Raw genomic sequence first — 20,132 nt, 5'->3', positions numbered from 1 at the left:
TCACAAGGTTTTATCCGACCGATCTCAGACCGTGCTGAGAAGCAGGCCTCGTCCATTCCGATACGGGGCTGTCATTGAGTGCAGTTCGTGCAAGAATGCACTCTGTGATCGAGAGTGCAAACCAGAGGATGCGGGAGCGGCGAGCCCTGCTCGGCGCCCGCGCGCGCACCCTCGCGATCGAGCGCGGGCTCAGCGGCTTCACCGTCGACGAGCTCTGCGAGGACGTCGGCGTTTCGCGGCGCACCTTCTTCAACTACTTCCCGACGAAGGAGCAGGCCGTGCTCGGCCGGCCCGAGGAGGGGCTCGAGGGCGAGACTCTCGAGCGGTTCCTCGCGGGAGGCGGCGTGCCCGGCACGCTGTCGCCGACCCTCCTCGACGCTCTGGTCGACCTCGCGGTCGAGCACTTCGAGGGCATCGGGCTCACCCCCGACGGAGCCCAGCAGCTCTTCGCCCTGCTCGAGCGCGAGCCCAAGCTCTTCACCGCACTGATGCAGGCGGGCAGCGAGCGCGACCGGCTCCTCGAGCGGTTCTCCGCCGAGCGGGAGGGCGTCGCGCCCGATGACCCGCGCATCCGCCTCGCCGTGCAGCTCGTCGGCACCCTCGCGCGGCACGCCGTCGAGCAGTCGCTCGCCCACCCCGAGGGTCCGCCGTTCAACGCGGTCCTCCGCGCACGCCTCGACCTCGCCCGCACACTCCTGACCCGCACCCCCGACCCCGAGAAGGACCGATGACCACCACCGCCGGTAACACGAAGCCGCTCCTGCTCACGCAGCGCAGGATCTGGATCATCTTCTCGGCGCTCATCGCCGGCATGCTGCTCTCGAGCCTCGACCAGACCATCGTGTCGACGGCGATGCCCACCATCGTCGGCCAGCTCGGCGGAGTCGAGCACCAGGCCTGGATCACGACCGCCTACCTCCTCGCGACCACGATCGTCATGCCGATCTACGGCAAGTTCGGCGACGTGCTCGGCCGGCGCAACCTCTTCCTGATCGCGATCGCCCTGTTCACGATCGCCTCCGTCGGCTGCGCCTTCGCGGGCGACTTCTGGAGCTTCGTCGTGTTCCGCGCGATGCAGGGCCTCGGCGGCGGCGGGCTGATGATCCTCTCGCAGGCGATCATCGCCGACATCGTGCCGGCGAACGAGCGCGGCAAGTACCTCGGCCCGATCGGCGCGGTCTTCGGACTCTCGGCGATCGCCGGACCGCTGCTCGGGGGCCTGTTCGTCGACCACCTGACCTGGCAGTGGGCGTTCTACATCAACATCCCCGTCGGCATCGGCGCCTTCGCCATCGCGTGGTTCGCGCTGACCCTGCCGAGCAAGAAGGCGCAGAAGCGGATCGACATCCCCGGAGTCGTCCTGCTCTCCGCCGCGACCACGCTGCTCATCTTCTTCACCGACTTCGGCGGTGACGCCGAGTACGGCTGGGGCGCCGCGCTGACCTGGCTCTTCGGAGCCGGCTTCGCGCTCGCGGTCGCCGGATTCATCTGGGTGGAGTCGCGGGCCGAGGACCCGATCATCCCGCTGAGCCTCTTCCGCAACCCGATCTTCGTGAACGCGACCGCGATCGGCCTGACGCTGGGCCTCGGCATGTTCTCGGCGATCGCCTTCATCCCGACGTTCCTGCAGATGGCGTCGGGCACCTCGGCCGCCGTCTCGGGCCTGCTGATGCTGCCGATGATGGTCGGCCTGATGGGCACGTCGATCGCGTCCGGCATCCTGATCACCCGCACCGGCAAGTACAAGATCTACCCGATCGTCGGCACGATCCTCACCGCGATCGCGATGACGGCGATGACGACGCTGGCGGCCGACACTCCGATCTGGCTGATCTGCGTCTACCTCCTCGTCTTCGGCGCGGGGCTCGGCCTGATCATGCAGGTCGTCGTGCTCGTCGTGCAGAACGCCGTGCCCGCCGAGCAGATCGGTACCGCGACCAGCTCGAACAACTACTTCCGCGAGGTGGGAGCGGCTCTGGGCGTCGCGATCTTCGGCACGATCTTCACGAACTCGCTCACCGAGAAGCTGACGGCCGTCTTCGCCGGCTCGGGCGACGCCTCCGCCGCGGCCGCCACGCTCGACCCGCAGACCCTCGAGACCCTGCCCCAGGCGGTGCAGGACGGAGTCGTCGCCGCCTACGCCGACTCGCTCGCGCCGGTCTTCTGGTACCTGATCCCGTTCATCCTGATCGCGCTGGTGCTCGCAGTCTTCCTCAAGCAGATCCCGCTCTCGGACCAGGCCGGCATGGTCGCGCGCGGCGAGGCCGTCGGCGGTGCCGAGGCCGAGCGCCTGTCGAGCGAGCAGACCGCCGACACCCGGGGCGTGCGCACGCCCTGACCTCGCGGAGGCGATCGGCGGGTCAGGCCGCCATCTCGTCGTCGAAGGGGTCGTCCTCGGCGGGATCGGCGTCGCCTTCATCGACGGCCGACAGCTCCGCGGCGAGGCGGGCCCGCTCGACGCCCGCGATCAGCACCGCGAACGCCTCCTCGAGCGAGTCGGAGTCGCGCAGCAGGATGCGCTCGCCGCTCTCGACGTCGAGGCGCACGGTCTTGTAGACCGGCCGCGACAGCTCCGCGGCGAGGGTGATCAGTCCGAGTGCGACGCCGGCGCGGCGGGCGCGGGCGACCCAGCGATTGGAGTGGGTGCGGAGCAGGATCATGGCCGGGCCGTTCTCGAGGCAGGGGGTGTGCGGCGGGGGAAGGTATGCGTGGATCCTCTCCGAGCTTCCTGTACGCGGGGCCTCCGTGTCCTGCACTTGACATCAGAGGCGCGATCCGTCGTTCTGCGACAGGATGAAGACTCGAGACGATGCAGGGGGATTGCATGGCTGAGAGCACCGAGACGAGCGCCCGGACGGATCCGCGGTTCCACGCCGCCTACCAGCGCGGCTACGACGGCCCCGAGCCCGAGCGGCTCACCCGGGCGGAAGAGCGGTTCCGGCGTCCGCGCCGCGGTGAGGCCGAGGAGGAGCGCCGCAGGCAGGAGCCTCCGGCCGAGGCCCCGCGCATCCCCGAGCGCTGGCGAGAGGTCCGCGTGCCCCCCGAGTCGTCGGAGCCGCTGCCCGCGCCCGAGCTGCCGGCGCCCGAGCCCGAGCCCGAGCTCGAGGAGCGGGCCGAGACCGACCGCGCCCGACCCTCTGCGGCCTCGCGCACGGCGATCGCTCTCGCCGTGATGGGAGCGCTGTTCCTCGTGGTCGGGGCGGCCACGCTCTGGACCGCTAACGCGTCGGCGTACTACGACACCGTCACGGGGCCGGAGCAGTTCTTCCGCGCTGTGCTGATGTACGTGCCCGGCCCGGGGATCACGATCGGGCTCCTCTCGATCGGCGGAGCGATCACCCTGAAGGCGGCGCGCTCGTGAGGCGGGGCACGGGATGGTGGCCCGCTCTCGTCGCCTACACGGCACTGCTCTGGGTCGTGACGCTCGCGGTCCCGGCGGTGGCGGTGACGCTGCCGAACGAGTGGAGCTACAGCCCCGAGAACGTGCCGCCGCTGGCGATCCTGGCGAACTCGCTGTACACGCTCGGCCCGGCGCTCTTCGAGGCGACCCTCGCCATGACCGCGGGGACGGTGGCATTCGGCGTGTTCCGGGCGCACCGCGCGACGGCTGACGAGCCGGTACGGGAGGCGCCGTCGGACGACGACGCGACCTCGGGCTGGGCGCGCATCGTCGGCTGACTGCCTTCCCCGCTACTTCGCCAGTGCTCCGAAGTGGAAGAGGTACGTCGCGTCGAGGGTGTCCTCGAGGCCCGTCACTCCGGCCGCGGCGACGACGGTCTCGCGGCCCTGCAGCAGCGGGATGATCGGCGCGTCGGTCGCGGTCACCGCCTGGAGCTGCTCGATCGCGGCGGCGCGGGCGTCCTGGTCCGTCGCGGTCGCCTCCGCGTCGATCAGGGCGTCGACCTCGGGGTTCGAGTAGCCGTTGGCGACCGAGGCCCCTGTCGACGAGTAGGCCGAGCGGAGGAAGTTGTCGGGGTCCGGGTAGTCCGGGAAGAAGCCGAGCTGGTAGGCAGGGTAGCCCGAGTCGGGCGCGAGCTGGGTGACGTAGCTGGTCCACTCCGTCGACTGCAGCTCGACGCTGAAGAGGCCGGACGCCTCCAGCTGCGACTCGATCAGCGCGTACTCCTGATCGGAGTCGGGGCCGTAGTGGTCGCTCGTGTACTGGATCGGCAGGGTCACCGGAGTGGAGACCCCGGCGGCCGCGAGGATCGACGCGGCCTTCTCGGGGTCGGGAGCCGCTCCGTAGACGTCCGAGAACGCCTCCGTCGCGCCGAGCTGGCCGTCGAGCACGACGGAGTACGCGGGCGCGTAGGTGCCGCGGTAGACCTGGTCGGCGAGCTCCTGACGGTCGACGAGCGAGGCGACGGCCTGGCGGATCGCGAGCTTCTGCTCGGCGCTGCCGCCCGGCTGCGTGTTCACGTTGAAGGTGAGGAAGCGCACCGAGCCGCCGGGTCCGTCGACGACCTGCAGGTCGGAGTTCCCCTTCAGGTCCTCGACGTCGGTCGCGGTGAGCGAGCGGTAGGCCACGTCGACGGCGCCGTTCTCGACGTCGAGGCGCAGGTTGGTCGACGAGGTGTACGGGCGGAGGACGACCTCGTCCGTCTCGGGGGCGGTGCCCGAGTAGGAGGAGTTCGCGGTGAGCTGCAGCAGCCCGCCGTCCTCGTAGCTCCCGACGGCGTAGGGGCCCGAGCCGATCACATCGGCGTCCTCGAGCAGCGCGTCGGCGGGGAACACCTCCTCGTCGACGATCGGCCCGGCCATGCTGGTCAGCACCGACGGCCAGGTCTGGTCGTTCGGCACCGCGAGGGTGAAGACCACGTCGTCGCCGTCCTGCGCGACCGACTCCATGTTCGCGAGCAGCGGCGAGGGGCCGGTGTCGGCGGCGATGTCGAGGACGCGCTGGAACGAGAAGACGACGTCGGAGGCGGTGAGCTCGTCGCCGTTCGAGAAGGTCAGATCCGGCGTGATCGAGCAGCGGTAGGTGGTCGCGCTGTCGTAGTCGCAGGCCTCGGCGACCTCGGGGACGGGCGTGGTGTCGCCGTTCTCGTAGGTGAGGAGGTGCTGGTAGATCTGGTTCTGCGGCGTGAAGCTGCCGCGGTCCCAGGCTCCGGCCGGGTCGAGCGAGACGATCGAGTCGGTGGTGCCGATGACGAGGCGGTCGCTCGCCGCAGAGCCGCCGGACGCGCCGGTGCAGCCGGCCAGGGCGACGGTGGTGCCGAGCACCGCGAGGGCGCCGAGCGCGCGGAAGGAGTGCATGCTGCTGCTTTCGTGAGGGTGGGGAGTCAGGAGGGGGTGAGGCGGAAGCGCTCGAGCGCCTCCGCCCCGTCGGCGAGGTCGGCGAGGAGCTCGCCGAGCACGGGGCCGAACTTGAAGCCGTGCCCCGAGAAGCCGGTCGCGAGGGTGACGCGGCCGACCCGGTCGAGCACGAAGTCCTCGGTGGGAGTGGTGTCGTAGAGGCAGCTGATCGGGTCGGCGCTCGCCGCATCCGCCCCGGGCACCCACTCGGCGACGTAGCGCTGCAGGCGGGCGAGCGCCTCGGGCTCGGGACGGCGGTCGCCGCGCTGGTCGGGATCGATGACGCGGCCCGTGCCGTGCTCGCCGACCTTCACGCCGACTCCGGGGGTCGCGAGGCCGTAGATCGTGGGCAGCGCGCCGCGGTGGTGCACGAAGCTCGGCCAGCCGTCGAGACCGGTCGCGAAGTGGGCCGGCTCCTCCTGGGTGACGCGCACCTCGGGGATCCCCAGTCCGGCGGTCGAGACGAGGTCGCCGACGAGTCCCGGGGTCCAGGAGCCGGCGGCGACGACGACGGCGTCCGCGGTGATCGGTCCCTCGTCGGTGACGAGGCGGACGCCTCCGTCGCGCTCGCGGATCTCGTGGACGCCGACGCTCGCCCGCACGGTCGCCCCGTGGGCCTGCGCCGACTCGAGCAGCGCCTCGATCGCGGCGGCGGCGTCGAGCCGGCCGCCCTCCGGGTGCAGCAGCACGTCGGTCTCGAAGCGCAGTCCCGGCCAGCGGCGCGACGCCTCCGCCGCGTCGAGGCGCTCGACGGGGATGCCGTCGCGGGCGAAGGCCTCCTCGATCGCGAGCAGGGCGGAGGCGTCGCCGTGGTCGATCGCGCCGGTCGGGGTGAACAGGCGCCGACCCGACTCGGCCTCGAGCCGCGCCCACTCGGTCGCCGCACGACCGGTCAGCGCGCGGTAGTCGTCCTCGACGTAGCCGCGGCGGAAGATGCGCGTCTCGCCGTGCGACGAGCCGCGGTCGTGGCCGCGCTCGAAGCGCTCGAGGACGAGCACGCGGTCGCCGCGCTCGGCGAGGGTGCGGGCAGCTGCGGCTCCGACGATTCCCGCGCCCACGACGACGACATCGCGGCCGGTCATCGGGCGTCGACCTCGCGGCGCGGAGGCATCGCGGCCAGCACCGCGGCCTCGTCGGCGAAGGGCTGCGGCGCGAACCGCGACGGCGCGTACCGGTCGGGGTCGCCGAGCGACGAGCGGCCCTCGAGCACGAGCTCGGCGACCAGGCGGCCGAGGCCCGGCCCGTGGGTCACTCCGGACTCGTTGTCGCCCGCGGCGACGAACAGCCCGGGCAGCTCGGGGACGGGACCTGCGAGGAAGCGGCGGTCGGCCGTGTACGAGACCACGCCCTGGGTCCACTCCGTCTCGCGCACCGCGTCGGCGGAGGCGGGCAGCAGTCGCGCGAGGATCGGCGCGAGGTGCGCGTCCATCGCCTCGACCAGGTCGGTGCGCCGCGGGCGCCGGTCGGCCTCGGCCTCGCCGAGCGGCTCGTAGCCCACGCCGTTGCCGAAGGTGAGCCCGCCCCGGTGCTCGCGGACCCAGAGGCCGTCGAGCTCGGGCAGCATCAGCGTCGGCAGCGGCGGGAGGCCGAACGGCGCGGTGGTCAGGCGGCTCGCGACGACGCGGGCGAGAGGGAGGCGGCGGCCGAGCGGTGCGAGCAGCTCGTTCGTCCACGAGCCGGCGGCGAGGACCACGGAGTCGCCCGTGAACGTGCGGCCGTCGGCGGTGCGGACGCCGCTCGCGCGGCCGTCGGCGGCGAGGACCTCGGTGACGGGCGCGTGCTCGACGATCTCGACTCCGGCCGCGCGGGCGACGGCGACGAGGGCGAGCGCCGCGTCGGGCGCGCTGATCTGGATGCCGCCGGGCTGGAGGAATCCGCCCGTGACGGCCGCGGGGTCGAGGCCGGGGATCAGCTCCGCGGCTTCGTCAGGGGTGAGCGAGCGCGACCCCTCGGGCCGGAGCGGGTGGTCGGCGAGCGGGCCGAGGTGATCGCGGACGCCGTCGTCGGTGACCGCGAGCCAGGCGCTGCCGGTCTCGCGGAGCAGGATGTCGACGCCGTCGGGATGGGCTGCCAGCGCGCGGTAGAAGTCGATGCCGTACTGCTCGAGATCGCGCTCCGACTCGTTCCAGTACCAGGCGTAGCCGGCGGCCCAGAGGCCGACGAAGCCGGCGCCGGCCGCGGTGGTGGCGCTCGCCGCCGCCCCCGACTCGACCAGCGTGACGTGGGCGCCCGACCGCGCGAGGTGGAGCGCGGTGGCCGTCCCGAACAGCCCCGCGCCGACGACGACCACATCCCGACTCATGCTAGGTAGTGAACCAGTCGGTGGCAGTGCTGGTCGAATCGATGTGACGCCGGGAGTCGATAGGCAGGGCGCACGCGATCAGCGCACCGAGCGGATCGGGACGATCAGGATCGCCGAGATCACGAGGAGGACGAACGCCGCGACGAAGGCGAGCTGGTAGCCGCCCGTGGTCGCGACGACGAGGGAGGTGACCACCGGGCCGAGCATCTGCCCGCCCGAGTTCGCCATGTTGAGCAGTCCGAGGTCCTTCGCGGCCGTCTTCGGATCGGGTAGCACCTCGATGTTGAGCGCCTGGTCGACCGAGGTGAAGACTCCGTTGCCGATGCCCGCGAGCACCGAGAAGACGATCATCCCCCAGGCGAACGGGGCGAGGAACGGCACCAGGATCCCGACGCCCACGAGCAGCGCGGCGACGATGATGAACGGCTTCCGCCGCCCGAGACGATCGGAGAGCGGGCCGGAGCCGAGCCCGAAGACGAGGGCCGTGACGAGCTGGATGCCGGCCATGATCGCGATGATCCCGGCGGCACCGCCCTGGTCGAGCCCGATGTGGTCGATGAGGATGTACAGCTGGTAGTTGGTGATCGCGTACATGCCGGCGATGAGGGCGAACTTGCCGAAGAGCGCCAGGTAGAAGTCGCGGGACCCGCGGCGGGGGAGCGCGAACGAGTGCAGCAGCCGGCGCCCCGAGAGCTTCGCGCGCGCCTCTGCGCGGTTGGACTTCTCGGGGGCGACGACGACGAAGAACACGCCGCTCACGAGCGACACCACCGCGAAGACCTGGATGCCGACGGTCGGGTCCGAGACGAAGCCCGCGCCCACGATCTGCCCGATCGACGCGCCGAGCACCATGCCCACTCCGTAGATGGAGGAGACGGTGCCGCGGTACTTGCTCGGCACGCGGTCCGAGATGACGGCCACCATCGGCGCGATGATCGCGTTGAGGAAGAGCATGTAGACGCACCACCAGACGACCAGGGTGGTGGTCGTCGTCGCGGAGTGGAGGCCCCACAGGCCGATCGAGGTGCCGACCGAGCCCAGCAGGATCCACGGCGCGCGAGCTCCGATCGGCGAGCGGGTGAGGTCGGAGAGCGCCCCGAACACGATGTTCGACAGGAGCGAGAGGAAGGCTCCGGCGAGTCCCATCGTGGCCACCAGTCCGACGCGCTCCTCGGGCGCGACCTCGGCGACCAGAGCGGGCATCACCACTCCGACCGACCCGACGTACGGTCCGATCCAGAGGATCCCGGCGAGGAAGAGGGCGGTCGCGAGGCGCCAGTTGAAGCGCGAGAGCGAGACGGCCCCGACCGTCACGTTGCCGACGGTCAGGTCGTCGGGCTGAGGTGCGTGGAGGCGAGGGATCTGCGACATCGTCGTCCTTCTCGGGAATGGTGGAAACAATTTCTTTAGGTTTCCTGGGCTGGTTCAGAGTATGCCGGCGGCAGAACGACTGCAAGCAACGACGTCGAGCGGGCCCTCGGGGTCGAAGAAACTGTTTCGTCTACAGTGGGGCGACATCCGCTCTCGAAAGGCCCTCCCGTGGCTCGCACCCCCGACACCCGCGTCACCCTCGATCAGGTCGCCGCGCGCGCGGGCGTCTCGAAGGCGACCGCGTCCAAGGTGCTCAACGGCCGGCCGGGAGCCTCGTCGACCACCCGGGCGCGCGTCGAGCAGGCGATCCACGACCTCGGCTACTCCCCGAGCACGCGTCCCTCCCGCGTCGGCGGCGGCATCACCGTCGTCTTCGACACCCTGCTCAGCCTCTACTCGCTGCGCGTGCTCGAGGGCATCGTCGGAGGCGCGCAGAGCGAGCGCGTCGACGTCACGACCGGCGTCCTGGCTCCCGGCGGCTCGGCGGACGAGGGCCTGCGCTTCGACCGCTCCTTCGTCCGCTCCGTCGCGACGAAGGGCCACCTGGGGATCCTCGCCGTCACCACCGCGATCGACGCCGAGATCCTCGCCGCATGCGAGGAGGTGTCGCTGCCGCTCGTCGCGGTCGACGCGCCCAACCCGCTCGACCCCTCCGTGGTGAGCATCGGCTCGAACCACTGGGTCGGCGGCCAGCAGTCGACCGAGCACCTCGTCTCGCTCGGGCACCGGCGGATCGCGTTCGTCGGCGGCGACGCCCGCAATCCAGGGCTCCGGGCGCGCTACGGCGGCTACCGCGAGGCGCTGGCCTCGGCGGGCATCGCGGAGGATCCGGCCCTGGTCTCGGAGCACGGCATGGCGAGTGCCGAGTGGATCGTCCCCGGTCTGCTCGCCCTCGACGACCCTCCGACCGCGATCGTCGCCACGAACGACGCCGACGCGTTCCAGGCGATCCGCGCGGTCGTCGGCGCCGGTCTCACCGTCCCGGGTGACGTCAGCGTGATGGGCTACGACGACACCTTCGCCGTGCTGCCCACCGCGCCCCTGCTCTCGACCGTGCGCACCCCGATGCACGACATCGGCCGCCTCGCCGTCGACACCCTCGTCCGGATGCACGACGGCATCGCGCCGATCTCGCACCGCATCGAGCTCGCCACGACCCTCGTCATCCGCGAGTCGACGGCGCCGCCGGCCCTGCCCGCGTCCGCAGATCAGGCGTGAGCGCTCGCCTTCTGGCGGACGTGGATCTCGATACGCCCGCGAGCTCGCTGGTCGAGTAGCCGCCGCAGGCGGCGTATCGAGACCCACTCGCTTCAGGAGGGAGGTCTGCACGCCGTGCCTTCTGACGGACGTGGATCTCGATACGCCCGCTGCGCGGGCTACTCGATCAGCGAGGGGGGCGGACTGCCGCTCGCGAGCTCGCTGGTCGAGTAGCCCCGCAGGGGCGTATCGAGACCCGCCATCTTCAGCGGGGAGGTCTGCACGCCGTGCCTTCTGGCGGACGGGGATCTCGATACGCCCGCTGTGCGGGCTACTCGACCAGCGAGGGGGGCGGACTGACGCCTGCGAGCTCGCTCGCGATCGGCGAGGAGGGAAGGGGCCGACTGCCGCTCGCAAGCTCGCTGGTCGAGTAGCCGCCGCAGGGGCGTATCGAGACCCGCCATCTTCAGCGGGGAGGTCTGCACGCCGTGCCTTCTGGCGGACGGGGATCTCGATACGCCCGCTGTGCGGGCTACTCGATCAGCGAGAGGGAGGGGGAAGGGGCGGACTGATGCCCGCGAGCTCGTTGGTCGAGTAGCCGCCGCAGGCGGCGTATCGAGACCCGCCAGCTTCAGCAGGGAGGTCTGCACGCCTCGTCTTCTGACGGACGGGGATCTCGATACGCCCGCTGTGCGGGCTACTCGATCAGCGAGAGGGGGGATGGGGGCGCACGCGCGGAGGATCGCCCGCGGAGCGGGCTGAGTGCCGATCAGAACGGTGGCGGGGTGTCGACGAACCGCGGTCGTGGGGGTGGCTCCGGTGGTCGTCCGGGGAGGGCGGGTGGGTGGGTGGTGACGCGTCGTCCGGTGGGGGTGGTCCAGTCGGTGGTGCCGTCGGGGTGGAGGCGGTAGGTCCAGCGGTCGCCGTGGCGGACGTGGTGGTGGCTCGTGCAGAGCGAGGCGAGGTTGTCGAGGGCGGTGTGGCCGCCGTTGCGCCATTCGAGGGTGTGGTCGGCTTCGGCGGTGGAGGCGGGGCGGGTGCAGCCGGGGAAGCGGCAGGTCCGGTCGCGCAGCTGCAGGTGGAGGCGCATCCGCGGGGGTGGGACGCGGTGGGTGCGCCCGACGGAGGCGACCGCGCCGGTGGCGGGGTCGGTGAGGATCCGGGTGAACGAGGCGCCGACGCCCACGAGCTCGCGGGCCACGTCGGCGGGGACGAGGCCGTAGCCGTCGAGGTCGGCCGGGGCGTCGTCGGCCCCGGAGGCGGTGCTCGCGGCGAGCGTCAGGCGCACCTCCGCGCGCACCCCGGGGACGAAGGTCGGCGGGGTGCTCGGGCCGTCGCCGGGCGGGGTGGTGCCGGCGATGTCCCCGTCGCAGAGCAGGTCGGCGAGCGCGTCGGCCCGAAGCTGCGCGAGCGTGCGCTCGTCGCCCGGCTCGTCGTCGGCGCCGTCGCGGAGGGTGCGGGCGATGCGGTCGAGGCGGTGGTAGGCGCCCATCGCGGCGGGTGCGGGCAGCAGCGCGCAGAGGGTGGCCATCCCGTCGACCTCCGGCGAGACCCACACGCCCCGGTCCTTGCGGGCGCGGACGTGCCGCACGGCCAGCGGCTCGTCGTGCAGCTCGTCCCGCATCCGCGCGACGGCCCGCCGCAGCTGGGTCGGGTTCTTCGTCAGGGCCGCCTCGAGTGCGCGCTCGTCCAGAGCGGCCCGGGCCGCGGCGGGAAGGGTGGCGGCGGCGTCGCAGATGACCGTGCTCGCCTCCCACAGCAGTCGCCCCTCGGCCAGAGCGGCGCGGGTGCGAGGCAGGTCCTCGATCAGCAGCTGGGCCAGCTCGAGGGTCCGCGTCACGGCCCGCTCCGTCATCCCCGCGCCGACGGCGAGCTCGGCGCGGAGGGAGCGCTCGACGAGTTCGTGCGTTTCGCTGCGCGAGAGGCGGCCGCCGCGTGCGAACGACTCCGGGATCGTGAGACCCGTCCGGTAGGCCCCGTGCAGGGCGCAGGCCCTCGCGAACAGCAGCTGCGCCGACGCGAACCCCGCGCGCGCGGCGAGCCCGGTCAGCGCGGCGATCGCGCCGAGTCGCGCCTCCGCCGTCCCTGTCCCATCTGCTTCATCCATACGAGTATTGAAGCAGCGACCACCGACACCGAGCCCGCCTCAGCGCCCGAACGCGACGACTCGACCCCGACGAGCGCCTGTGAGGGCACCATCGACCGCATTCGCGGGTCCACTCAGCTCGCCGACGCCGATCGCCGCGCCCGCACCACGGCGATCAGACGCACGAGCCCCGTGATCGCCGCGGTCACTCCGCCCGAGACCAGCAGCACCAGGCCCACACCCGCGACCCAGGTCGTGTCGCCCGCGCGCTCCTGCACGACGAACTCGAGGCAGAAGAGGAACACGCCCGCGTAGGTGGGGACGAGCGACGCGATCGTGCCGGGGCGCCGCAGCCGCTGCGCGGGCGTCCGCCAGAGCGCGGGCGGCTCGAGCCAGCGGCGGAGGAGGCGGACCGCGAGGGTCCCGAGGATCCCGACCACCGCGACCAGGATCAGGATCACTCCGGGCGTGCCTACGGCGGTCGTCGCGGCCTCGTTCATCGACAGGGCGATGCCGACCGCCATCAGCACGGCTCCGAGCACCCCCGCCACCATCGCCGCCCAGACCCCGAACCCGCCCCGCAGCAGGGTCTCGCGGACGGGCAGCGCTTCGACGGGCGCGTCGACGAGCCGGCGAGCGGGCGCCACCACGGCCGGGGCGGATGCGGCCCAGCCCTGCGGAGCCGCCGTCTCGACGACCTCCTCGCGCACCGGAACCGACCGCAGCGGCACGTCGATCCGCACCCCGGGCCGACCGCGCACGACCACGGTCGCGCTCAGATCGACGGAGCGGGGCAGGAGCGTCGGCGAGAGCACGAGCGATCCCGCGGAGTCGAGCGACCAGCCGAGCGGCGCCTCGCCGTACCAGGCGGCCGCCTGCGAGCCGTCGAGGGCGACCGTGATCGGCCGCGCGTCGGTGTAGGCGGTCGGCGGGATGTCGGCGACGCCGCGATTGCGGACCGTGGCGGTCACCCGCCACCAGTCGTCGCCGGCGTGGGCGAGCCGCACCACGACGTCGACCAGCGCGGTCGGCGCCGCCCGCCGCCGCCCGGCCACCACGCCCGCTCCCGCCACCGCGGCGACGAGCAGTCCGAGCAGTCCGAGCGCGATCTCCATCCGCTCAGTGAAGCAGAGAGGGAAGCACAGAGGTCCTCCGCGGGGAGCGCAGTCGCCCCGCGCGGGAAGCACAGTCGCCCCACGGGGGTTTGGCCGCTCGCGGGGCGACTCTGCATACTGAAGCAGCCGCCCCCAACAGGGAGCGTTCAGCTGCGACAGCGGAGGGTGGAGCGGTGTCGACCGTGCGCAACCGGGCCCCCGCCGCCCGCCGGACCGCCAGCGCCCTGCCTCTCTGGCTGGGCGTGGCGGGTCTTCTGGTGAGCCTCGCGCTGGCGATCCTGGCCGCGTCGACGGCCGCCGCGCCGGTCCGCGTGCTCGGCGTCCCGCTGCCCCTGGTGCGCGGCGGCGCCGTCTGGATGAGCGTCGTCGGCTACCTGCTCACTCCGCTGCTCGTCTTCCTCGCGGCCGGCTGGGACCTCTCCTCCCAGCGCGCGAACTCCCTCCGCGACGCCCGGCACTTCGCGCCCGACCCGCGCCTCACCCGCTGGCTGCTCTGGCTCTCGGGCGCCGCCCTCGTCCTCGGCGCGTGGCACATCCTCAACATCAGCGTCCCCGTGTCCGACTGGCTCGGCCTGTGATCCGCCGCGCGCTCGCGGTCGTCGTCACCGCGCTCCTCCTCGTCCTGGGCTTCGGAGCCGCTGCACAAGCGGCCACCACCACGACCACCGCCCCGACCGCCTCGCTCACCGACATCGGTCGCGGCGCGATCGAGGACCTCCGCACCTGCCTCTCCTCCTCCGACGTCCTCAACGTCTACTACCTCGTCGACAACTCCGGATCGCTGAACACCGGCGGCGACGACGGTCGCGGCTCCGACCCGGATGTCGCGCGCGCCGACATCCTCGCGGGCAGCCTCGCCGAGCTCGGCGGCCTCCGCGACGACCTCACGGTCAACTGGGGCGCCGCGTTCTTCAGCCGCGCCTTCGAGCCCGCCGTCGACTGGCAGCAGTGGACCGGCGACAGCCCGGCCGCGCTCGCCGACACCATCCGCGCCAAGACGCCCGGCGGAGGCACCAACTGGCTCGCCGGCCTGCAGGGAGTCCAGTCGGCGCTGCAGAGCCAGCCGAGCGCCGGCTCCGCCTGCCAGCTCGTCATCTGGCTGACCGACGGCGAGATCGACCTCGGCTCGGCGCAGGCCACCGCCGACGCCACCAACGCCCTCTGCGGCGCGCGCATCGACCCCGACGGTGACGAGCCGGGCGGCTTCGGCGTGCTCGCCGCGCTCCGCCAGGCCGGAGTCGTCGTGATCGGCACACTCCTGGCCGACGGCGAGCAGCGGGAGGAGGCGAGGGTCATGTGGCCGCTGGTCGAGGGCAGCGGCGCCTACGGAGGCGGCACCGCCACCTGCGGGCCCGCGACGGCCCCCGAGGGCTCCGTCCGCGGCGCCGTGGTCGACGCCTCCGACCCCGCGGCGCTCGCGTCGGTGTTCCTCGAGCTCGGCGCCCGCATCGGCGGCGGAGCCCAGCAGGGCCTCGCGGCCGACGGCACCTTCTGGATCGACGGCGGCGTCTCGCGGATCCAGGCCGTCGTCACGGATCCGGCGTGGACCCTCACCCCGCCGGCCGGCTCGGGTCTCGGCACCCTGTCCGCGACCTCGCCCGAGGTGCAGGTCAGCGGCTCCTCCGGCGCGCAGCTCGTCGAGCTGACCGTCGACCGCCCCGAGCTGCAGGGCCAGTGGACCCTCACCGGCGCCGACAGCGTCTTCTACTTCTCCGATCTCCGCATCGTCTTCGACGAGGCGAACCAGGTCGAGCGCGGCGACGACGGCTCGCTCGCGGCCAGCCTCACCGCCCGCGTGGAGAACGCCGACGGCTCGCCCGCCGACCTGTCGGTCTTCGACCAGGCCGTCTTCACCGCGACCGCCACCGCCGACGGCAGCACGACCGCGCTGCCCGACGCCCGCATCGACGAGGCCACCGGAGCGATCACCGTGCCGCTGCCCGCCGACGTGACGGCCTCCGAGATCCTCGTCACCGCCTCCGTCGAGCCGCTGACGACCGCGCCGCACCAGGTCGCGCTCGCGCCCGTCACGACGCAGCAGACCGTCACCACCGTGCTCCCGGCCTCGTTCCCCAGCGTCTCGTCGCCGGTCGTGCTCTCCGAGCTCACCGGGTCCGAGGGGCGAGCGGAGGGGACCCTCGCGATCCAGGGGCCGACCGCGGGAGGCGACGGCCAGGTCTGCCTCGCCGAGCCGCCGACCGTGACGAGCGACAACGCCGACCGCGCGGACTCCTGGGCCTGGACCTTCACCGACGACACCGGTGCGGCCCTCGCGCCGGGGGCGTGCGTGACCGTCTCCCAGGGCGCGACCCGCACGCTCGCCGTGACCGCCGAGAACGCCGTCGCCGCCGACTCCTCCGTCACCGCGACCCTCCCGCTCGACATCCGCACCGCGGCCGGCAGCAGCGCGCCGCAGACGATCGCGCTCTCCTTCCCCTCGACGTTCCCGGTCAACGCGGCCGCGATCGGGCTGGTCTCGCTCGTGCTGCTCCTGCTCGGCGTGCTCCTCCCGCTCCTGCTGCTCTGGCTCTTCAACCGCCGCAACACGCGCATCGCGATGGTGGGCTCGTTCCAGCGCGGCACGATCCCGGTCGAGATCACGCCGGAGGGGGTGCGTGCGGCGCCGACCGCGACCCGCCTCGACGAGCGCTTCCGCTACCTCCGCAGCGAGACCGGTGTGCGCGAGCTCGCCGATCCCGAGCTGGGGCGGCTGCGCGCGCACGTGCCGTGGTGGCCGCTCAAGGCACCGAGCTACCGGGTGGGCCCGCCCGCGGGAGGCGTCGTCGTCGCCTCACGGACCGGCACACGGAAGTCGTCCTCCGCGAAGCTCGTGGCCGGTCACGCCGAGTTCACGTCGCTCCCGCTCGACGCCTTCTGGGCGCTCGTCGTCCCCGAGCAGGAGCTCGACCGGCCGCGCGGCGACGACCCCGTCCGCGCGACCGCCGTGCTCTACCACCGCGTCGACCGCGACGACGAGGGCCAGTACGACCGTCGCCTCGACGACCTGCTCCGCGACTCCGGAGCCCCCGCGTGGGTCACCGTCGACACGCTGCGTCGCGAGCGCGCGGCGAGGCGACCCGAGCCCCCGGAGCCGCAGCGCCCCGCCCCGCGCGACGGTGCGCCCGCCCGCGCGAGTGCCCCGTCCGTCCCGTCCCGCCCGACCTCGCCCCCGCGCCCCGGCACCCCGCCTCCGCGATCCGGAGGCGCCCCCGGCCGCCCGAGCTCACCGCCCCCACCCCGCCCCGGAGGCGCGACACCGCCCCCGCCGCCCGGCCGATCCGGCCCTCGAACCCCTCCGCCCCGCGGTCGCTGACAGCGACTCCACTCAGCGCCTCGACTCGCGACACGACGAAAGCAGACAGTCATGCTCAAACCCTTCCTCCTCATCGGAGTCGGCGGCTCCGGCGGCAAGACCCTCCGCGGCATCAAGTACCAGCTCGAGCTCAAGCTCCAGCAGCTCGGCTGGGAGGGCGGCATCCCCGCCGCCTGGCGCTTCCTGCACTTCGACACCCCCACCGTCCAGGACGGCATGGAGTACCAGGCGCCGTTCCTGCCCCGGCAGGACTACCGCGGGCTCGTCAGCACCGCGGCGACGTTCGACATCGTGCACGGCTCGATCACGAGCGCGCACGCGACCAACAACGCGATGCGCCACGACATCGAGCGCCAGCTGCCCGACCCGCGGCTGGTGAAGGTCGACGTGACCAAGGGCGCCGGCCAGTACCGCGCGGTCGGCCGCGCCGTCGCGCTCGCCGCGACGAAGGAGATCGCTCAGGCCGCGCGCACCGCCATCGGCCGCATGAACGACGCGGAGGCGCTCGCCGAGCTGCAGACGCTCGGTGCGCGCCTGAACGCCCGCGACGACGGCGGAGACGGCAGCCCGATCGTCATCGTCATCTCGTCGGTCGCCGGCGGCTCGGGAGCGGGCCAGTTCCTCGACGTGATCGAGATCGTCAAGTCGACCGCCAAGCAGTACCCGTGGTCGAACCAGTTCTTCAGCATGCTCTACGCGCCCGACGTCTTCGACCAGCTGAACGTGACCGCCGGCATGCCCGGCAACGCGCTCGCCTCGATCTCCGAGACGATGAACGGCTTCTGGACCGACACTCCGTCGCCCGCGACCCTCGAGCTCCTGCGCACCAAGGGCGTCGCGCCCTCGTACGGAGCCGCGATGGACCGCGTCGGTGCCGCGTACCCGTTCATCATCGGCCGCAGCAACAGCAAGGTCACCTTCGAGGACCAGAACGCCGTCTACGACGCGGTCGCCACCAGCCTCACCGCGTGGATGATCGACGAGCGCGTGCAGGACGACATGATCGCCTACTCCTCGGGCAACTGGCAGGCCCGCTCGGCCGCGAACGTGCTGCCCGACAACTCAGGGCTCATGAGCCCCGCGCACCACTCGCCGCCCTTCTCCTCGATCGGCTTCGGCCGCGTCACCCTCGGCCGCGAGCGGTTCCTCGAGTACTCGGCCGAGCGCTTCGCCCGCTCGGCGATCGACCGGATGCTCTACGCCCACGCGGAGGAGGACCCGCAGTTCGAGCGGATGACCGAGCGCGAGTACATCGAGAAGTCGGCCGACAGCGAGTACCAGCGCTTCCTCCGCGAGCTGCGGCTGAACGAGGAGACCGCCGAGCACAACGACGTCACCGACGCGCTGCGCGACACCGCGACCCTCGACCTGATCAAGTCCGAGCTGCAGCGCACCGCCGACGACGAGCTCAGCCGCCCCGAGTCGCTCGACCGCCAGGGCGGCACCGACATCACCACGTGGACCGACCGCCTGGTCAACGAGTACACCCGGGCGAGCCCCCGCCTCCTGCACCGCGATCGCGAGGCCCGCCAGCAGCGCCTCGACGAGTGGACCCGCACGATGCCCGGCCACATCCTCGAGACCGTCTCGCGCTACGTGGCGCAGGACGGCCTCCCCGTGGTCGTCGCGATGCTCCGCCGCCTCGAGCGCGGCCTCAAGGGCACCGTCGACGCGCTGCGCGTCGAGGCCCGCCAGCACGAGGAGTGGGTGGGCACGCTGAGCTCGCTCGTGTCCGACGAGCTGCGCACCTCGGCCAACCAGCAGTCGATCCGCCCCGATCAGGAGGCGGTGCAGTTCGCGATCCAGCGGCTCGGGCAGGCGCTCGAGTGGTCGTCGGAGGCGGCGCTGCGCGACTCCGCGTGGGCCCTGCTCGCCGAGCTCCGCGAGACCTTCCTCGGCCCGCTCGCCGACTACCTCGACGGCTCCCGCACTGCGCTGCTGCAGCGCGTGCACTCGCGCAAGACGAGCGACGACCGCGAGAACGCCTACGAGTTCTGGCCGCGCCGCGTCGACGACACCGTGCCGCGCAAGTACATCTCGGCGCCCAACGAGCGGATGCTGATCGAGCCCGAGAAGTACCCCGGCGAGTTCCAGAAGCTGGTGCGCGCCTCGGTCGACGGCGACGCCAAGTACCAGGACGCCGTGCTGCGGGTCATCACCGACCAGCTCGTCGGCGTGAGCCCCGACACCGAGTCGGAGGCGGGCGCCTGGTCGCTCGTCGGCAACCCGCGCACGTGGAAGCCCACCGTGACCGCCGACCCGGCCGTCGCGAACCCGGCGCAGCGCGCCTCCTTCGAGCTCGCCACCGACCCCGAGACCTACGTCGCCCGGGCCCGCGCGTGGATGAAGCGCGACGGCACCCCGTTCGCCGCCTACATCGGCGAGGACCTGCTCGGCTTCTTCGACAGGGAGATCCTGCCGCCGGACGTGTTCGCCGCGCGCCGCGACCGCTACCGCGAGCAGCTCCAGGCCGCCCTCGGCGCGAGTGAGCCGCTGGTGAAGCTGAACCCCGCACTGCTGCGCGCCGTGCACGGCAAGGCGATCAACCAGGACACCTCGCTCGTCTTCAGCTCGATCCCGTTCCGCCAGGGCACCGAGATGTACGAGGTGACCAAGGGCGTGCTCGGCCAGATGGGCGTCTGGGACGACGCGACCAGCGAGTCGTGGTTCCAGGACCAGAAGGTCGACGGCATCGAGGTCTTCGCGATGTCGGGCTTCCCGTACCAGCCGATCGTGATGGACTCGGTGATGGAGCCCATCGCCCGCGGCTGGCTCGCGCAGTCGAACACCCAGGACAGCCGCGAGGCCTTCTGGAAGTTCAAGCGCGCGCGCCTGCTCGGCGAGAGCATCCCCGCCGATCCCCGCGCCATCGAGTCGATGATCCGCGGCTGGTACGTCGCCAAGGCCCTCGGCCGTCTCGCCGTCGACTCGACGCAGGGCGAGAAGGGCCCGAAGCTCTCGGTCTGGGACCCGTCGACCCGCGGCTTCGCCGACTTCCCGCACCCGCTGCTCAGCGAGCGGAACGCCCGCCCGGCGGACTTCCCGGGCGTCGTGCTGCAGTCGCTCGCCATCGCGATGGCGCTCTGCAACGTCGAGGGCACCCTCGCCCCGCTCGCCGCCTACCGCGTGCTCACCTCGCTCGGCGGCAGCCGCGGCGAGGAGACCGAGCTGGCCGAGTGGCTGCAGACCGGGTCGCTGCCCACCGGCGCACCGGTCCCGGAGGCGTCCCGCGCCGGCTCGGCCGACGGCGACCTCGCCTCGCGCCGCGCCGCCGTGCAGGCCTACCTCTCGAACGAGCTCGCCCGCTTCGACAGCGAGATCGTGCAGCAGGACGAGATGGTGTCGGTCTACGACTACCCCGTGACGTGGGAGATGCGGGAGCAGTTCCAGGACGCGATCCGCGCGCTCGTGTCGTCGGTGCTGTCGACCGGTCCCCGGGACACCGGAGTGTGA

The 20,132-nt window shown here is 72.6% G+C and carries 15 protein-coding genes; 8 read left to right on the top strand and 7 right to left on the bottom strand.

Translation table 11 applies throughout. The annotated features are described in order from the left end of the window. Window positions 1-104 precede the first annotated feature (104 nt). Together GRS92_RS07270 and GRS92_RS07265 are read left to right on the top strand one after the other, a co-directional pair. A complete protein-coding gene (locus tag GRS92_RS07270; protein ID WP_159854688.1) occupies window positions 105-731 on the top strand; it encodes a TetR/AcrR family transcriptional regulator in 627 nt (208 codons plus the stop codon). Beyond that, window positions 728-2,338 carry an MDR family MFS transporter gene (locus GRS92_RS07265; protein ID WP_159854687.1) on the top strand — a complete coding sequence of 537 codons (1,611 nt, stop codon included), beginning with the start codon at window positions 728-730 and terminating at the stop codon, window positions 2,336-2,338. The genes GRS92_RS07270 and GRS92_RS07265 overlap by 4 nt, the downstream gene beginning before the upstream one ends. A 22-nt stretch (window positions 2,339-2,360) precedes the next feature. On the opposite strand, the gene GRS92_RS07260 is transcribed toward GRS92_RS07265, so the two are convergent. After that, complete coding sequence (locus tag GRS92_RS07260) at window positions 2,361-2,660, bottom strand: hypothetical protein (protein WP_159854686.1); 300 nt, start codon at window positions 2,658-2,660, stop codon at window positions 2,361-2,363. Between the two features lie 164 nt (window positions 2,661-2,824). Between GRS92_RS07260 and GRS92_RS07255 the strand changes: the two genes are divergently transcribed. Together GRS92_RS07255 and GRS92_RS07250 are read left to right on the top strand one after the other, a co-directional pair. Then, complete coding sequence (locus GRS92_RS07255) at window positions 2,825-3,361, top strand: hypothetical protein (protein WP_159854685.1); 537 nt, start codon at window positions 2,825-2,827, stop codon at window positions 3,359-3,361. Then, complete coding sequence (locus tag GRS92_RS07250) at window positions 3,358-3,678, top strand: hypothetical protein (protein ID WP_159854684.1); 321 nt, start codon at window positions 3,358-3,360, stop codon at window positions 3,676-3,678. Before GRS92_RS07255 ends, GRS92_RS07250 begins: the two co-directional genes overlap by 4 nt. 12 nt (window positions 3,679-3,690) lie before the next feature. Here the strand turns inward: GRS92_RS07250 and GRS92_RS07245 are convergent, their stop codons facing one another. The 4 genes from GRS92_RS07245 to GRS92_RS07230 form a co-directional block, all read right to left on the bottom strand. Then, a complete protein-coding gene (locus GRS92_RS07245) occupies window positions 3,691-5,256 on the bottom strand; it encodes an ABC transporter substrate-binding protein (protein WP_159854683.1) in 1,566 nt (521 codons plus the stop codon). 26 nt (window positions 5,257-5,282) lie between these two features. Then, window positions 5,283-6,377 carry an N-methyl-L-tryptophan oxidase gene (solA, locus tag GRS92_RS07240; RefSeq protein WP_159854681.1) on the bottom strand — a complete coding sequence of 365 codons (1,095 nt, stop codon included), beginning with the start codon at window positions 6,375-6,377 and terminating at the stop codon, window positions 5,283-5,285. Beyond that, the gene (locus GRS92_RS07235) at window positions 6,374-7,597 is read right to left on the bottom strand and encodes an NAD(P)/FAD-dependent oxidoreductase (RefSeq protein WP_159854680.1); all 1,224 of its coding nucleotides are present in this window, start codon (window positions 7,595-7,597) and stop codon (window positions 6,374-6,376) included. The genes solA and GRS92_RS07235 overlap by 4 nt, the downstream gene beginning before the upstream one ends. A gap of 78 nt (window positions 7,598-7,675) precedes the next feature. Continuing rightward, on the bottom strand, window positions 7,676-8,968 hold the full coding sequence (locus GRS92_RS07230) for an MFS transporter (protein WP_159854679.1): 1,293 nt from the start codon (window positions 8,966-8,968) through the stop codon (window positions 7,676-7,678). A gap of 168 nt (window positions 8,969-9,136) precedes the next feature. On the opposite strand from GRS92_RS07230, the gene GRS92_RS07225 reads away from it, so the two are divergent. Continuing rightward, entirely contained in the window at window positions 9,137-10,186 is a 1,050-nt protein-coding gene (locus tag GRS92_RS07225) for a LacI family DNA-binding transcriptional regulator (protein WP_159854678.1), read from the top strand. 748 nt (window positions 10,187-10,934) lie between these two features. Here the strand turns inward: GRS92_RS07225 and GRS92_RS07220 are convergent. Both GRS92_RS07220 and GRS92_RS07215 read right to left on the bottom strand, forming a co-directional pair. After that, window positions 10,935-12,272, bottom strand: a complete 1,338-nt coding sequence (locus tag GRS92_RS07220) for an HNH endonuclease signature motif containing protein (RefSeq protein ID WP_159854677.1) — start codon at window positions 12,270-12,272, stop codon at window positions 10,935-10,937. A gap of 113 nt (window positions 12,273-12,385) precedes the next feature. Next, complete coding sequence (locus GRS92_RS07215; RefSeq protein ID WP_159854676.1) at window positions 12,386-13,366, bottom strand: hypothetical protein; 981 nt, start codon at window positions 13,364-13,366, stop codon at window positions 12,386-12,388. Window positions 13,367-13,539: 173 nt separating this feature from the next. Here GRS92_RS07215 and GRS92_RS07210 point away from each other — a divergent pair, with 173 nt between their 5' ends. Genes GRS92_RS07210 through GRS92_RS07200 form a run of 3 tightly spaced genes read left to right on the top strand, consistent with a single transcriptional unit; the run spans window position 13,540 to window position 20,132 of the window. Further along, a complete protein-coding gene (locus GRS92_RS07210; RefSeq protein WP_159854675.1) occupies window positions 13,540-13,944 on the top strand; it encodes a hypothetical protein in 405 nt (134 codons plus the stop codon). Beyond that, on the top strand, window positions 13,941-16,679 hold the full coding sequence (locus GRS92_RS07205; protein WP_159854674.1) for a hypothetical protein: 2,739 nt from the start codon (window positions 13,941-13,943) through the stop codon (window positions 16,677-16,679). Before GRS92_RS07210 ends, GRS92_RS07205 begins: the two co-directional genes overlap by 4 nt. 51 nt (window positions 16,680-16,730) lie before the next feature. Then, window positions 16,731-20,132, top strand: coding sequence for a tubulin-like doman-containing protein (locus GRS92_RS07200; protein WP_159854673.1), 3,402 nt, complete (start codon window positions 16,731-16,733; stop codon window positions 20,130-20,132).

The sequence above is a fragment of the Rathayibacter sp. VKM Ac-2754 genome (assembly GCF_009807095.1).
GTDB lineage: Bacteria > Actinomycetota > Actinomycetes > Actinomycetales > Microbacteriaceae > Rathayibacter.
Note: the sequence above shows the minus strand (reverse complement) of the source record. Positions and strands in the feature narration are given on the sequence as shown.